Here is a 16520-nt window from a genome sequence, read left to right as displayed (position 1 = left end):
TCTCGTAATTGAGAGTGCAAATGTAACACTTTTTATCTTAATAAAACAAAAATTTTTTTAAAAAATTTTTAATTTTATTTTCAATATCTCAAAAAATGTTACTGAACTTTTCTAATCTAAAACACTCTGCGTTTTAGCGGTTGCAAATGTAATAACTTTTTTTATTCTGACAAGTTTTTTTCAAAACTTTTTTAAAAATTATTTTTTCAACCTTTTTTAGAACTTTTCGCCTTCATAAACTTGGTTGCCCTTGTTCGTTTTAGCGGTTGCAAATATACGCGCTTTTTATTTCCTCGCAAGCCTTTTTGCAAAGTTTTTGCATTTATTTTTGATCGTTTTTAGAGAAGGTTTGGTTTTCAAATATTTATAGAAAAACTTTTTTTGTTTTTTTATGTAATGGATGATTTTTCTTGAGGATTTGTAGTTTTTGGTGTGTTTGATTTCTTTTTATACTATAATATATATAAGGTAGGTTTGGCTTCGGCTACGCTCAGCACCTTGGGATATACATATATAATAAATGAAATTTTCGTTTGAGTTTGGCTTCGACTTCGCTCAGCCATCATTTTTTGTTTACCTATATAGTATATGAATTTTGTAAATGTTAGCTTCGGCTACGCTCAGCCACCATTAATGTCATATATTATAATAGATGGAATTTCTTTTGAGCTTGGCTTCGGCTGCGCTCAGCCACCTCACTTTTCTTCATTTTCTTGTTTTTTATTTGGAAAACGATGCGTTAGGGATTGGAGTGGAAAGCTTTTGGTTTTGCAGAATTAGAATTCTAGGAAACGGAGGCGACCAGAGGAAGCCCACGGATGACGTAGAAATTCTTTTTTGCAAAACCAAAACTTGTAGCGGAAAGCCCGACCCGAAGTTTTACGGAGGGAAACGCCCAAAAGAAAAAAATAAAAAATTTTCAGAAGAAGTGTGATTTTTTCAAATTAGGGAATACTAATAAGGTGTATTTAATTCAAAGTAGATGAAAAATCAAAGAGAATTTATTGAAATCATTAAGGCACATGAAGGAATTATATATAAAATCACCATGTTATATGCGGACAGCAAAGAAGACAAGGAAGATTTATATCAGGAAATCGTGTATCAAATGTGGAAAAGCTTTGAAAATTTCAAAGGGGAATCTAAGATTTCCACTTGGATTTATCGGGTTGCATTAAACACAGCTTTGACACATTTAAAGAAAGAGAATCGAAAAGTTGCTCAGATTTCTTTTGATAGTAGTTTACTTCAAGTGATGGATTTGAAAGATTCTTTATTGGAGGAGCAGATTCAATTACTTTATAAACATATAAAAACTTTGAGTTCTGTGGAACGAGGAATCATTTTATTATTTCTTGAAAATTATAGTCACAAAGAAATTTCATCTATTACAGGGTTTTCTGTTTCAAATATTGGAACGAGAATCGGGAGAATTAAACAAAAATTAAAAACACAAATGGTAAAGTAAAAGTTATGGATTTAGATACAATGAAAAAAAACTGGGAAAAACTTAGTGATGAAATCGAAAAACAAAAAAGTATAACTGATAAATTGATAATAGATATGACAAAAGAAAAGTATAACAACAATTTGAGAAGAATTTTGGTTCCAGAAATTATTGGAGCGATTATATGTTTTTCAGCAGCAATTTATGCTCTGATTCATTTTGATAGATTAGATACATGGTATTTTCAGATTTTAGGAGTTTTATTTCTTATTTCTCTGATTATTTTTCCGATGATTGTTTTAAGATCTATTTTTAGTCTTTCAGAAATTTCGATTGGAAATGGAACTTCAAAAGAGATGATTGATCGATTTATTCAAAAAAGAAAAAATTTATTACTAGTACAGAAAATTACAGCAGTTTCAAATTTTGTGCTTCTATTTACGACACTTCCTGTGACATCGAAAGTGATGAATAATAAAGACATTTTTTTAGAACCGATGAAATTAATTCTGTTCGTATTAATCATGGGAACATTTTTATTCTTTTTTACGACTTGGTATCTTAAAAGTTTAAAAAAGAAAACGCAGAATATGCAAAAAATGCTAGAAGATTTAGCTTATTAATAAAAATCGAAATGGTTTGAATCTAATAATTCAGACCATTTTTTTTAAATATTAAGAGTTCTGTTAATGATTTGTTAAAGAAAAACATCTTATGTAACAAAATTAGCCCTATATCTTCCTATAAAATGTGTAATAAATAAAATAACTGAAAGAATATGAAATTATCAAAAGTCATCTTAGGAATAATGACAACTGTAATAGTTGGAACTGCTTCCGCACAAGAACCAAATAAAAAACCAGGAAATCCTGATTTACCTTCTACAAAAAAAGAATTACAAAAATTAGCTAATTGGGATACGGGTAATTATTCGTATTCGGTTGCAGATTATTTTCAAAAACCTTCCAAATCTAGTTTTGAATTTTCACCAGATGGAAAATATCTTTCTTTTAAAGAAAAAGATGAATATGGGAAAAGTCATGTTTATGTAAAAAATACTGAAACGAATAAAATTACAAAAGTAATTGAGGAAAAAGATGAGTTGATTCGAAATTATGGTTGGATGAACAATAAACGTTTGGTTTATTTAATGGACAAAGGCGGAAATGAAAATTATCATTTGTTTGCTATAAACATTGATGGTTCAAATAATAAAGAATTAACACCTTTTGAAAATGTGACAGTACAATTTTTGAATGGATTAAAAGAGCAACCAGATTATGTGATTATTGCAATGAACAAAGATAATCCACAAATTTTCGAGCCTTTTAAAATTAATATCAACACAGGAGAAATTGAAAAATTATACGAAAACAAAGATATTGCAAATCCAATTTTCGGATATGAATTTGATAAAGATGGAGAATTAAGAGCGATTACAAGACAACATAATGCTGTAAATTATATTCTTTATTATAGAGAAAATGAAAAAGCAGAATTTAAACCAATTAAAGAAACTACTTGGAAAGATAAGTTTGAAATAATTGATTTTGCTTATGATAAAGAAAATCCACACTTAGCATATATGGAATCGAATGTGGATTCAGACAAAAGAGAAATTATTCTTTATGATTTAGCTAAAAAGCAAAAAGTAAAAACTGTTTTTAAGAATAAAGAATATGATGTTGATGGAATGTCAAGATCGAGAAAGAGAAATAATGAAATTGATTATTTTTCTTATGAAGGAGATAAATTTGAAATTGTTCCGAAAAGTAAAACGTATAAAAAACTACACAAGAAATTTTTAAAACAATTTGGAAATAAATCTTTTTATGTGCAAAGTAAAACAGATGCAGAAGATAAGTTTTTGATTTATACAACAAGCGATAAACTTTATGGAAAATATTTCTTGTATGATGTAAAAAATGATTCTTTCAAAGAGTTGCTTAATTTAATGCCACAATTGAAAGAAAAGGATATGGCAGAAATGCGTCCAATTAAATTAAAAACAAGAGATGGATTAACAATTCATGGTTATTTGACTATTCCGAAAAATGCTTCAAAAACAAATAAAGTTCCATTAATTGTAAATCCACATGGAGGACCATATGGAGAAAGAGATAGTTGGGGATTTAATCCAGAAACACAACTTTTTGCTAGTCGTGGATATGCAACATTACAATTAAATTATAGAGGTTCTGGAGGATATGGAAAAGAGTTTTTCTTGGCAGGAAATAAACAAATTGGTCGAAAAATGTTGAATGATTTAGAAGATGGAGTTGCATATGCTAAAAAATTAGATTTCATCGATGGAAATAAAGTTGCCATTTATGGAGGAAGTTATGGAGGATTAGCAACTTTAGGAAGCTTAGTAAAAACACCAGATTTATATACTTGTGGAATTGATTATGTAGGAGTTTCAAATTTATTTACCTTTTTTGATTCTTTCCCTGCTTATTGGAAACCATTTTTAGGTCAAGTTTATGAGCAATGGTATGATGCAGAAAGTAAAGAAGATCAGGAAATCATGAAACAAGTTTCTCCAGCATTGAATGTAGATAAAATAACAAAGCCACTTTTTGTTGTTCAAGGTGCGAATGATCCAAGAGTAAAAATTGGAGAATCGGATCAGATTGTTGAAAATCTAAGAAAACGTGGGGTTAATGTTCCTTATTTAGTAAAATATAATGAAGGACACGGATTTCATCATGAAAACAACAGAATTGAACTTTATACATATATGATGGGATTCTTTGCCAAACATCTTAAATAAATTAATTAATTCACTTGTTATTTTTAAAAGGGGTTGCTTCAAAAGAGTAACCTCTTTTTTTATGCAATTAATTTTCGTTTAAAATCGTATTTTTGGTTTAGAAAAATTGTTATTGATTTTTAACTAAAACTAAAAATATTATGAATCCGTTATTAGAAGATTTTAAAACCTTATATAATACAGCTCCGTTTAAGAGCATAAAAAATAGTGATTTCGAACCTGCATTTAAAGAAGGAATTTCTCTAGCAAAAAAAGAAATTGACGCAATTACTGAAAATAAAGAAAATCCGACTTTTGAAAATACAATTGAAGCTTTAGAATTTACTGGAGGAAAATTGGATAGAATTTCTTCTATTTTTTTCAATTTAAATAGTGCTGAAACAAATGAGGAAATTCAGAAAATTGCGCAAATTGTTTCCCCCCTACTTTCAGAGTTTTCAAATGATATTCGCTTAAATGAAAAATTATTTCAACGAGTAAAAGCTGTTTATGAACAAAGAAATGATTTAGATTTAAATGAAGAGCAACTAATGCTTTTAGAAAAAAAATATAAAGGTTTTTCAAGAAATGGAGCAAATTTAAATGAAGAAGATAAAAATAAACTTCGTGAAATTGATAAGCAACTTTCGCAACTTTCTTTGAAATTTGGAGAAAATGTTCTTGCAGAAACAAATACTTTCGAAATGCATTTAACAAAGGAAGAAGATTTAGCTGGTTTACCTGATGGAGCGAAAGAAGCTGCTGCAATGTTGGCAAAACAAAAAGGAAAAGATGGTTGGTTAATTTCTTTAGATTATCCAAGTTATGTTCCTTTTATGACTTATGCTGATAATAGAGAACTTCGTGAAAAACTTGCAAAAGCTTTTGGTTCTAAAGGATTTCAACAAAATGATTTCAACAATGAAAAAAATGTATTAGAAATTGCAAAACTTCGCTTTGAAAGAGCAAATCTTTTGGGATATAAAACACATGCTGATTTTGTTTTGGAAGAAAGAATGGCTGAAAATCCTGAAACTGTTTTTACATTTTTAGATGATTTATTGGTAAAAGCAAAACCTGCTGCTGAAAAAGATTTCAAACAATTGGAAGAAATGGCAAAAGAAGATAGAATTTCTGAACTAGAAAAATGGGACGGTGCTTATTATGGAGAAAAGTTAAAAACAAAACTTTTCAATTTTGACCAAGAGCAATTAAAGCCATATTTTAAATTGGAAAATGTTTTAAATGGTGTTTTTACAATTTCTAATAAATTATACGATTTAAATTTTGAGGAAATCAATGATATCGATAAATATCACGAAGATGTAATGACTTATAAAGTAACAGATAATGATGGAAATTTCATTGCTGTTTTTTATGCTGATTTCTTTCCTAGAGAAGGAAAACGTGGCGGAGCTTGGATGACTTCTTATAAAAGTCAATGGAAAAAAGATGGGGAAAATTCTCGACCTCATATTTCTATCGTTTGTAATTTCACAAAACCAACAGAGACGAAACCTTCTCTATTAACTTTCAATGAAGTTACTACTCTTTTCCATGAATTCGGTCATGCTTTACATGGAATGTTAGCAAATACAACATACCCTAGCTTATCAGGAACTAGTGTTTCTTGGGATTTTGTGGAATTGCCAAGTCAAATTTTCGAAAATTGGTGTTATGAAGAAGAAGCTTTGAAACTTTTTGCAAAACATTATGAAACAGATGAGTTAATTCCAATGGAATTAGTTGAAAAAATTAAAGCTTCAGCGAATTTCTTAGAAGGAATGCAAACTGTTCGTCAATTGAGTTTTGGACTTCTAGATATGGATTGGCACGGAAAAAATCCAACGGAAATTACAGATGTTAAAAAGTATGAATCTGATGCTTTTAAAAGTACTAAACTATATCCAGATGTTGCAGAAAATTGCATGAGTACAGCGTTTTCTCATATTTTCCAAGGTGGATATTCTTCTGGTTATTATTCTTATAAATGGGCAGAAGTTTTAGATGCAGATGCTTTTGCTTATTCTAAAGAAAATGGAATTTTTAATCATGAAATTGCATCTAAATTTAAAAATACAGTTTTATCACAAGGAGGTTCAATTAAACCAATGGAACTTTATGAAGAGTTTAGAGGTAAAAAACCAGATAATACAGCTTTATTAAAACGTGCTGGATTAATTTAACTTCGGCTACGCTCAGTTATTAATTAGACTATGTTTCATTACTAGTTTAATTTTTTAAAATAAAAAAACCTATGGATTTTAATTCATAGGTTTTTCTTTACAAAACTTAATAAACAGAAATAGACTTTTCCAATTAATTATATAACTGTAATTTTCTGTTATTATTGTTCGATATATTCTACTGAAATTTCTAATTCTGCAAATTGACGGAACATTTCCAAAACTCCACAATACTTATCTACTGATAAATCAACAGCTTTTTGAATCTTATCTTTTTCGAAATCTTTTCCAAAAAATTTAAAAACCATTTTTACTTTATCATACGTTTTTGGATGTTCTTCTGTAAGATTTCCTTCAAGTTCAATTTTAAAAGTATCTACAGTTACACGCATTTTCTTTAAAAAAGCTGCGATGTCTAATCCTGCACAACCTCCTAAACCTGAAAGCATCATTGCTTTTGGACGTAAACCTTTGTTTTGTCCACCAAACTCTTCTCCAGCATCGATATTCACTGTTCCTCCTGGCTGCTCTGCAATTAAATGCATATTTTCTTGCCAGCTTACTACAACTTTATCCATTATGTTTTTTATTTTATTTAATCTTTTAGTCGAAAATTCTATGAATAATTTCAACTATAAAAATAGAGATTTAAATTTTATTTTATTCCTGATTAAAATTAAATTCTGACAATTAAATAAAGACAAAATTAGAATTTTTCATTCAAAATTTCTTCCATCTCTTTTTGAAGTTCTTCTGCTTTTTGCTTTGCTCCTTCTGCAAAATTTTCAGAATTATCTGCATAAATAATTCCACGAGAAGAATTGATTAATAAACCTATTTCTTCTGTTAATCCAAATTTACAAACATCTTGTAAATTTCCTCCTTGCGCTCCAACTCCTGGAACTAATAAGAAATGATTTGGAACAATTTTGCGGATGTCTTCAAAATAACTTGCTTTTGTTGCTCCAACAACAAACATCAATTGTTCTGAATTTTTCCAAGTTGTTGCTGTTTTTAAAACTTCTTGATACATAAATGAATCTTCTTTTGTTTTTAATCCTTGAAAATCTAAACCTCCTTTATTTGAAGTTAATGCAAGTAAAATCGTGAATTTATTTTCAAACGCTAAAAAAGGTTCCACAGAATCACTTCCCATGTAAGGAGCAACAGTCACAGAATCAAACTCTAAATCCTCAAAAAATGCTTTTGCATACATTGTTGAAGTATTTCCGATATCTCCACGTTTTGCATCAGCAATTGTAAAAACTTCTGGATAATTTTTATTTAAATACTTAATAGTTTTTTCTAAAGACTTCCAACCTTTAATCCCATAAGCTTCATAAAATGCAGTATTTGGTTTATAAGCAACAGCCAAATGATGTGTTGCATCAATAATTTGTTTGTTAAATTCGAAAATTGGATCTTCTGTTTCTAATAAGTGTTTTGGAATTTTATTTAAATCTACGTCTAATCCGATACAAAGAAAAGATTTCTTCTTTTTTATCTCTGCGATTAATTCTTGTTTTGTCATGTTGTGTGGTTTGTGCAAAATTAATGTTTTCTAGTGTGTTGAAAAAATACCACAAGAAATATCTTTAATCTAAAAATAATCTGATATTTGTATATCTAAAACTGAGAGCCTTTGATAAGATTTATTTTTCATAAAGTTATTTACGGATTTTTTACGCTTTGGGGAGTGGTTACGGTAATTTTTCTTTTGTTTTACATTCTTCCTGGTGATCCAGCGCGAATGATGTTAAGTCAAAGAGAAGATAGTGAGCAATTGGAAATTCTTCGAAAAAAATATGGATTCAATTTACCAAAGTCAACACAATATCTTTATTATTTAAATGACTTGTCTCCTATTTCATTTCATAGTGATAAAAAAGAATCTTTTACCAACTTAGAAGCACATGATTATTCTTATATAAAATTGCTCCATATTTCCGATTTTGATATCGTTTTAAAAGCACCTTATTTACGAGATTCTTTTCAAAAAACAGGAAAAAGTGTAGATTCAATTATTGCTGAAACACTACCAAATACAGCAATTTTAGCTGTTGCTGCTATTTCTATCGCTTTAATTATTGGTATGTTTCTTGGAATTATTTCTGCATTGTATAAAGATTCTATTTTTGACAAAACAATTGCTGTTATTAGCACTTTCGGAATGTCCATTCCTTCTTTCTTTTCTGCAATTCTTTTTGCTTGGCTTTTTGGATTTGTTTTACATAAATACACCAATTTAAATATGTCTGGAAGTTTATATGAAGTTGATGATTTTGGAAATGGTGTTTTTATTCAGTGGAAAAATTTAATTCTCCCTGCTATCGTTTTAGGAATTCGTCCACTTGCTGTCGTTTCACAATTAATGCGAAATTCTCTTTTGGATGTTTTACAACAAGATTATATTCGCACAGCAAAAGCAAAAGGACTTTCTTCTTTTAAAATTATAAAAAATCATGCCTTAAAAAATGCCATGAATCCTGTAGTTACAGCTATTTCAGGTTGGTTTGCTTCACTTCTTGCTGGAGCGGTTTTTGTAGAATATATTTTCAATTGGAATGGTTTAGGAAAAGAAGTTGTAAATGCTTTAAATACTTCCGATTTACCTGTAATTATGGGAAGTGTTTTGGTGATAGCTACCATGTTTATTATTATTAATATTTTTGTAGATATCATCTATACTTGGCTAGATCCAAAAGTTCGATTAAATTAAATTTCATATAAAAATAAACACTCAATAGAGATGAGAAAAAATATTGTTGCAGGAAACTGGAAAATGAATTTGACACTTTCTGAATCTGTTTCCTTAATTAAAGAATTAAAGACAAAAATTAACCAAGATTCTTTAGAAAATACAAGAGTAATTGTTGCGCCAACTTTTGTAAATTTATTTGCTGCAACGGAAGTTGTAGAAGATACAATGATTGAAGTTGCTGCACAAAATATGCACTTTGAAGATAACGGAGCTTTTACAGGAGAAATTTCAGGAAAAATGTTACAAGAAATCGGTGTAAATACTGTAATTCTTGGACATTCTGAAAGAAGAACTTATTTTGGAGAAACAGACGAAATCTTAAAGAAAAAAGTAGAAAAAGCAATTGAAAACAATCAAGAAGTTATTTTTTGTTTTGGAGAGCAATTAGAAGAAAGAAAAGAAGGAAAACATTTTGAAGTTGTAACATCTCAAGTAGAAAAAGCACTTTTTGAATTGGGTGCTGAAAACTGGAAAAATATCATTTTAGCATATGAACCTGTTTGGGCAATTGGAACAGGAGAAACTGCAAGTCCAGCACAAGCACAAGAAATTCATGCTTATATTCGAAAATTTATCGCTGAAAACTATTCTTCTGAATTAGCAGAAACTATTTCTATTTTATATGGTGGAAGTGTAAAACCTGCAAATGCAAAAGAAATTTTCTCTAAACCAGATGTAGATGGAGGATTAATTGGAGGAGCAGCTTTAAAAGCAGATGATTTTACCGCAATTGTAAATGCTACGATTTAAAAATTTCAATTCTAAACATAAAAAAAGCGACTTCTAATAAAAGTCGCTTTTCTTTTTATCTTAAGTTTCAAAATTATTCAGAAACTTGGAAAGTCGCTCCACTTGCAGCAACTGATCTGTCAATTTTACGCATTAAACCTTGTAATACTTTTCCTGGACCAACTTCGATAAATTCAGAACCTCCATCAGCAACCATTTGTTGAACAGATTGAGTCCAACGTACAGGAGCAGTTAATTGTTTAATTAAATTTTCTTTAATCTCTTCTGGATTTGTTACTGCTTTTGCAACAACATTTTGATAAACTGGACAAGAAGGCGTAGCGAAAGCTGTTTCTTCAATTGCAGCTGCTAATTCTTCACGAGCAGGCTCCATCATCGGAGAATGGAAAGCTCCACCAACTGGAAGAACTAAAGCTCTTTTCGCTCCTTTTTCTTTTAAAACATCACAAGCTTTATTGATTGCTTCAATTTCTCCAGAAATAACTAATTGTCCTGGACAGTTATAGTTTGCAGCAACTACAACACCATCAATAGAAGCACAAACTTCCTCTACAACTGCATCTTCTAATCCAAGAACAGCAGCCATTGTTGAAGGTTGCATTTCACAAGCTTTTTGCATTGCCATTGCTCTTTTTGAAACCAAACGTAATCCGTCTTCAAAAGATAAAGCATTACTTGCTACTAAAGCTGAAAATTCTCCTAAAGAGTGTCCAGCTACCATTTCAGGTTTAAAATCTTCTCCTAAAGTTTTTGCTAAAATTACTGAATGTAAGAAAATCGCAGGTTGTGTAACTTTCGTCTGTTTTAAATCCTCTGCACTTCCTTCGAACATGATATCTGTAATAGAAAATCCTAAGATTTCATTCGCTTTTTCGAATAACTCTTGTGCTACAGTTGAATTTTCATATAAATCAAGACCCATTCCTGAAAACTGAGCTCCTTGACCAGGGAAAATATATGCTTTCATCAATTTTAATTTAATTATTGATTGACAAAAATAACAAAACAATTTTAATGAATTGTTTTTTAAAGAATACTTATTAACAAAGTTTAGATAAAGAAAAATCAAAATAAAAATCTTACTTTCAAATTAGTTTCTAATTTTGCAAACTGAAATCTAGCGAATCGTATATGGAAAGAATTTGGTTGAAGAAAGAACTTTCAGAGGTTTCTGAGTTTAAAGAAAAAATGTTGTTTTGGGCTCAAAAATTTGAGCATATTTGCTGGTTAGACAGTAATTCACATCAAGCAAAATACACTTCAATTGATGCTGTTTTAGCTGTAGATGCAAATCGTGTTTTAGATTGTAATTATCAAAATGCTTTTCAAAAACTAACAAATTTTAGAAAAGAAGTTAATGATTATATCTACGGATATTTGGCTTATGATTTAAAAAATGATGTTGAAAATCTTCAATCTTCTAATTTTGATGGTTTGCATTTTTCTGATTTAGTTTTCTTTCAACCGAAAAAAATAATTTCTTTTCAAGGAAATACACTTTCTTTTGGTTATTTAAATCCTAAAGAAATAGAAAAAGATTTAGAGGAAATTTCTACTATTATACTTCCAGAAAATGAAAAAATTTCAGAAAAACAAATAAAAATTCAGCAACGAATTTCAGAAAATGAATACAAGGAAAAACTTGAAAAAGTTTTATATCATATTCATCGAGGAGATATTTATGAAGCAAATTTTTGTATGGAATTTTTCGCTGAAAATGTAAATTTAAATCCATTTGTTGCTTATCAAAAATTAAATGCGATTTCTACACCTCCTTTTGCAACTTTTTTCAAAACTAAAAATAACTTTTTAGCTTCTGCTTCTCCTGAAAGATTTGTAAAAAAAACAGGAACAAAAGTAATTTCTCAACCAATTAAGGGAACTTCCAAAAGAGGAAAAAATAAGCAAGAAGATGCGAAATTAATTCATGAGTTAGAGACAAATATTAAAGAACGAGCTGAAAATATTATGATTGTTGATTTGGTTCGAAATGATTTATCTCGAAAAGCAAAAAAAGGAACTGTTGAAGTGACAGAGCTTTGCAAGATTTATACTTTTGAACAAGTGCATCAAATGATTTCCACAATTATTTGTGAAGTAGATGAAAAAGAAGATGTCGTTGGAATTATTCGCGATTTGTTTCCAATGGGAAGTATGACTGGCGCACCAAAAATTTCTGCAATGCAAATTATGGAGCGATTAGAAGAATCTAAACGCGGATTGTATTCTGGTGCAGTTGGATATTTTACTCCAGATGGTGATTTCGATTTTAATGTAATCATCCGAAGTATTCTTTACAATGCTGAAAATAACTATGTTTCTTTCTCTGTTGGTGGTGCAATTACAGCAAAATCAATTATAGAAAAAGAATATGAAGAATGTTTTGTGAAAGCAAATGCAATGAAAAAAACATTGGAAGAAAATTAAATCTCTTCCAAACTATTTTCTTTGATATCTTTTAAAATTAATTGCAATTCCTGTTTTCCATTCCAAGTATTTAAATCTACTTGAAAAGCAGCAGAAAACTCAGAATTTTCAGCAATTTCAAGCTTTTTCCCTAAATAAAATCCAACAGCTTGCATTTGCATATTTTGTTTTGAATCTGCAATTTGTAGTTTTAAATGATTTGCATCCGCTCCGATTTTTCTTGCGATATTTGCTTTTAAATTGGAACATGTAAAAATTGGTTTCATATTAGAAGGACCAAAAGGTGCAAATTGTCTTAAAATAGCATAAAATCTAGGTGTAATTTCTTCAAAATCGATTTCAGAATCGATTGCAATTTCTTCTGTTTTTAATTCTTCTGGAAGTGTTTCAGAAACAATTTGTTCAAACTTGTTTTTAAAATTCTCATAGTTTTCTTCCAAAATAGTCAAACCAGCTGCATATTTATGTCCACCAAATTGTTCAATAAATTCTGAACATTTATCAATTGCTTCATATACATCAAATCCTTTTACAGAACGAGCCGAAGCTGTTAATTTCCCATTACTTTTTGTAAAAACAATGGTCGGACGATAATAAGTTTCAATTAATCTTGAAGCAACAATTCCAATCACTCCTTTATGCCAATTTTCATCGTAAACTACAGAAGACATTTTAGAAATTTCATCATTTTTCACAATTTGCAAAAGAGCTTCTTTTGTAATTTGCTTGTCTAAATCTTTTCTTTGTTTATTGAAATAATTGATTTCTTTTGCAAAAATTCGAGCATCTTCAGCATCTGTTTCTGTCAAAAGTTTAACAGCATTTAATCCATGTTTAATTCTACCAGCAGCATTAATTTTAGGTGCAATTCCAAAAACAACGTCTGAAATAGTCATTTCTTTCGTAGAAGAATCTTTTAAAGCTTTAATACCTATTCGTGGATTTTGATTGATTATTTGTAAACCAAAATGTGCTAAAGTTCTATTTTCTCCTGTCATAGGAACAATATCCGCAGCAATACTTACAGCAACTAAATCTAAATATGGGAAAATTTCATCAAAATTTAAATTTTGGCTTTCATTTAAAGCTTGAATTAATTTAAAACCAACTCCACAACCAGAAAGTTCATCATATGGATAAAAACAATCTTTTTGTTTTGGATTTAAAATTGCATCTGCATTTGGCAAAATTTCTCCAGGTCTATGGTGATCACAAATAATAATTGAAATATCATTTTCCTTTGCATATTTGACTTTATCAATGGCTTTAATTCCACAATCTAAAGTAATAATCAATGAAAAATCATTATCGATTGCAAAATCGATTCCTTGAAAAGAAACACCATAACCTTCCGAATAGCGATCAGGAATATATGTAGCAACATTTGGTGTCAATGTTTTTAAATAAGTGGACATTAAAGAAACTGCTGTAGTTCCATCTACATCATAATCACCATAGACTAAAATGTTTTCATTTTTAGAAATTACATTTTGAATCAATTTTACTGCTTTTTCCATATCTTTCATTAAAAAAGGATTGTGTAAATCTTCTAATGATGGACGAAAAAACTGTTTTGCTTCTTCATAAGTTTCAATTCCTCGTTGTACCAAAACTTTTGCTAAGGTTTTTGAAACATTAATTTCTCTTGCTAATTTTTCTATTTTTTCAGAATTCGGCTCTTCTTTAATTGTCCAACGCATATTTTTTTAGTTTTTTGTAGAAACTTCAATATACTTATTTATTCCATTGAATCTAAATATATTACATAAAAAAACCCCAGAAAATCTGGAGTTTTTAAATATTTTGATTTCTATGTTTCCTGATTATAAAATCAACATTGCATCACCATAAGAATAGAATTGGTATCCTTCTTCTACAGCTTCTTTATAAGCTTTCATTAATAAATCATAACCAGCAAAAGCAGCAGTCATCATCATTAAAGTAGATTGTGGTGTATGGAAATTTGTAATCATACAGTTTGCAATACTAAACTCATAAGGAGGGAAAATAAATTTATTTGTCCATCCGCTATAAGGATTTAAGTGTCTATCCGCAGAAACTGAACTTTCAATTGCTCTCATTACAGTTGTTCCAACAGCACAAACTTTTCTTTTATTATCGATTGCACTATTAACAACATCAGCTGTATTCTTTAAGATTTCAATTTGCTCAGAATCCATTTTATGTTTAGATAAATCCTCTACTTCTACTGGATTAAAAGTTCCTAATCCAACATGAAGTGTCAATTCTGCAAAATCAATTCCTTTAATTTCTAAACGCTTCATTAAGTGTTTAGAGAAGTGCATTCCTGCAGTTGGTGCAGCTACAGCTCCCTCATGTTTTGCATAAATTGTTTGGTATCTTTCTTCGTCTTCTGGTTCAACGTCTCTTTTGATATATTTTGGAAGCGGAGTTTCTCCTAGCTCTTTTAACTTAGTTCTAAATTCTTCGTAAGAACCATCGAATAAGAAACGTAAAGTTCTTCCTCTTGAAGTTGTGTTGTCAATTACCTCAGCAACTAAACTTTCATCTTCTCCGAAGAATAATTTATTACCAATTCGAATCTTACGAGCAGGGTCTACTAATACATCCCAAAGTCTTCCTTCTGCATTTAATTCTCTTAATAAGAAAACTTCAATACGAGCTCCAGTTTTTTCTTTTAAACCGTAAAGTCTAGCTGGGAAAACTTTTGTATTATTTAAAATCATTAAATCTCCCTCGTCAAAATATTCAATCAAATCTTTGAACATTCTGTGCTCAATAGTTTGTTCTTTTCTATTTAAAACCATTAAACGAGCCTCGTCTCTGTGTTCTGATGGACGATCAGCTAATAATTCTACAGGTAGATCGAATTTATAATCTGATAATTTCATAAAATGAATGTTTTTCAAAAATGTGAGCAAATATACAACTTCAAAATAGGCGTTGTCAAGTGTTTACTCTTAAATATTATGATAATTTTTGTTTTGTTAATTTACTAAAATCTTTCCAAAAATCTGTGTAAGATTTTGTAACAACTTCTTGATTTTCAATTAATAAATTAGTTTTCAAGCAAAGTGGTGCAAACGCCATCGCCATACGATGATCATGATAAGTTGCTACAGAAACGTCAGAATGTATTGTTTTTGAAGATTTTAAATGCAAACTTTCGTCAGTTATCGAAACTTCAGCACCAAATTTTTCCAATTCAGTTTTTAAAGCAACCAAACGATCTGTTTCTTTAATTTTCAACGTATGTAATCCCGTCATTTTTGTTTCAATTCCTAATCCAAAACAAGTAACAGCAATTGTTTGAGCAATATCTGGAGCATTACTTAAATCTAATTCTAAAATCTCAGGAAGTGTAAAATTTTCTATTTTTTCTAAGTGTAAAGTATTTTTCTCAAAAGAACTTTTTACTCCTAGTTTTTTATAAATCTCAACAAGAATACTATCTCCTTGTAAACTTTCTCGTTTATATGTTTCTAATGAAACTTTTCCTAGTTTGCTTAAAGCAATCAAACTAAAATAATAGGAAGCAGAACTCCAGTCTGATTCCACAGCAAAATTTTTGATTCGATTTTCATTTAAAGGAAAAATTTGAATACTATCTTCATTCCATTCTAAAGAAACTCCTAAACTTTCCAAAAGAGAAGTTGTCATTTTAATATATGGAATTGAAGTTAATTTACTTGTAAAATTGATTTTCAAACCATTTTCCAAGGAAGGAGCAATCAATAAAAGCGCAGAAATATATTGACTAGAAACATTTCCTTGAATTGCTACTTCTCTTTTCTCAATTTTCTTTCCTTTAATTCGTATTGGTGGAAATCCCTCTTCTTTTTCATAAGAAATCTCTACACCAAGATTTCGTAACGCATCTACCAAAATTCCAATTGGTCTTTCTTGCATTCGCTTCGAACCCGTCAAGACTTTATCTGAATTTTCTCTAGAAGCAAAAAAAGCAGTTAAAAATCGCATTGCAGTTCCTGCATGCCCAATATTTATAACTTCTTCTTTTGATTTTAAAGCTTTCTTTAAAAGTTTTGTATCATCTGAATTCGATAAGTTTTCTATCTTAATTTCAGGAAAAAGTTGTTGTAAAATCAACAAACGATTGGATTCACTTTTAGAACCACTAATCGTAATTTTTCCATTAATTTCTCCATCATATTTTGGTAAAAATAAAGCCACTTTCTAATTTTTCTTTTTTAATAA

The 16520-nt window shown here is 29.5% G+C and carries 13 protein-coding genes; 7 read left to right on the top strand and 6 right to left on the bottom strand.

Translation table 11 applies throughout. From position 1 onward, the window contains the following. Positions 1-982 precede the first annotated feature (982 nt). From I1A51_RS14925 to I1A51_RS14910, 4 genes are all read left to right on the top strand, one after another. A complete protein-coding gene (locus tag I1A51_RS14925) occupies positions 983-1468 on the top strand; it encodes an RNA polymerase sigma factor (protein WP_196895297.1) in 486 nt (161 codons plus the stop codon). A 5-nt stretch (positions 1469-1473) separates the two neighbouring features. Then, entirely contained in the window at positions 1474-2070 is a 597-nt protein-coding gene (locus I1A51_RS14920; protein WP_196895295.1) for a hypothetical protein, read from the top strand. A gap of 155 nt (positions 2071-2225) precedes the next feature. Then, positions 2226-4220, top strand: a complete 1995-nt coding sequence (locus I1A51_RS14915; protein ID WP_196895293.1) for a S9 family peptidase — start codon at positions 2226-2228, stop codon at positions 4218-4220. Between the two features lie 140 nt (positions 4221-4360). Then, positions 4361-6385, top strand: a complete 2025-nt coding sequence (locus I1A51_RS14910) for a M3 family metallopeptidase (RefSeq protein ID WP_196895291.1) — start codon at positions 4361-4363, stop codon at positions 6383-6385. Between the two features lie 161 nt (positions 6386-6546). Here the strand turns inward: I1A51_RS14910 and I1A51_RS14905 are convergent, their stop codons facing one another. Continuing rightward, complete coding sequence (locus tag I1A51_RS14905) at positions 6547-6966, bottom strand: OsmC family protein (RefSeq protein ID WP_196895307.1); 420 nt, start codon at positions 6964-6966, stop codon at positions 6547-6549. Positions 6967-7091: 125 nt separating this feature from the next. Beyond that, on the bottom strand, positions 7092-7916 hold the full coding sequence (gene pyrF, locus I1A51_RS14900; protein ID WP_196895289.1) for an orotidine-5'-phosphate decarboxylase: 825 nt from the start codon (positions 7914-7916) through the stop codon (positions 7092-7094). Between the two features lie 111 nt (positions 7917-8027). Here pyrF and I1A51_RS14895 point away from each other — a divergent pair, with 111 nt between their 5' ends. Both I1A51_RS14895 and tpiA read left to right on the top strand, forming a co-directional pair. Next, positions 8028-9104 carry an ABC transporter permease gene (locus I1A51_RS14895; RefSeq protein WP_196895288.1) on the top strand — a complete coding sequence of 359 codons (1077 nt, stop codon included), beginning with the start codon at positions 8028-8030 and terminating at the stop codon, positions 9102-9104. 30 nt (positions 9105-9134) lie between these two features. Further along, positions 9135-9896 carry a triose-phosphate isomerase gene (gene tpiA, locus I1A51_RS14890; protein ID WP_196895286.1) on the top strand — a complete coding sequence of 254 codons (762 nt, stop codon included), beginning with the start codon at positions 9135-9137 and terminating at the stop codon, positions 9894-9896. Between the two features lie 73 nt (positions 9897-9969). On the opposite strand, the gene fabD is transcribed toward tpiA, so the two are convergent. Further along, positions 9970-10863, bottom strand: coding sequence for an ACP S-malonyltransferase (gene fabD, locus I1A51_RS14885; RefSeq protein WP_196895284.1), 894 nt, complete (start codon positions 10861-10863; stop codon positions 9970-9972). A 164-nt stretch (positions 10864-11027) separates the two neighbouring features. Here fabD and I1A51_RS14880 point away from each other — a divergent pair, with 164 nt between their 5' ends. Next, a complete protein-coding gene (locus I1A51_RS14880) occupies positions 11028-12323 on the top strand; it encodes an anthranilate synthase component I family protein (protein WP_196895282.1) in 1296 nt (431 codons plus the stop codon). Here I1A51_RS14880 and recJ read toward each other — a convergent pair. The 3 genes from recJ to I1A51_RS14865 form a co-directional block, all read right to left on the bottom strand. Beyond that, entirely contained in the window at positions 12320-14023 is a 1704-nt protein-coding gene (gene recJ / locus I1A51_RS14875; RefSeq protein ID WP_196895280.1) for a single-stranded-DNA-specific exonuclease RecJ, read from the bottom strand. The genes I1A51_RS14880 and recJ overlap by 4 nt on opposite strands. A gap of 123 nt (positions 14024-14146) precedes the next feature. Then, the gene (gene queA, locus I1A51_RS14870) at positions 14147-15196 is read right to left on the bottom strand and encodes a tRNA preQ1(34) S-adenosylmethionine ribosyltransferase-isomerase QueA (protein ID WP_196895278.1); all 1050 of its coding nucleotides are present in this window, start codon (positions 15194-15196) and stop codon (positions 14147-14149) included. A 76-nt stretch (positions 15197-15272) separates the two neighbouring features. Further along, the gene (locus tag I1A51_RS14865) at positions 15273-16496 is read right to left on the bottom strand and encodes a 3-phosphoshikimate 1-carboxyvinyltransferase (protein ID WP_196895276.1); all 1224 of its coding nucleotides are present in this window, start codon (positions 16494-16496) and stop codon (positions 15273-15275) included. Between the last annotated feature and the right edge of the window lie 24 nt (positions 16497-16520).

Source organism: Aureivirga marina (genome assembly GCF_015767265.1).
Lineage (GTDB): Bacteria > Bacteroidota > Bacteroidia > Flavobacteriales > Flavobacteriaceae > Aureivirga > Aureivirga marina.
The sequence above is the reverse complement of the archived record's forward strand: the minus strand, read 5'-3'. Positions and strand labels throughout refer to the sequence as shown.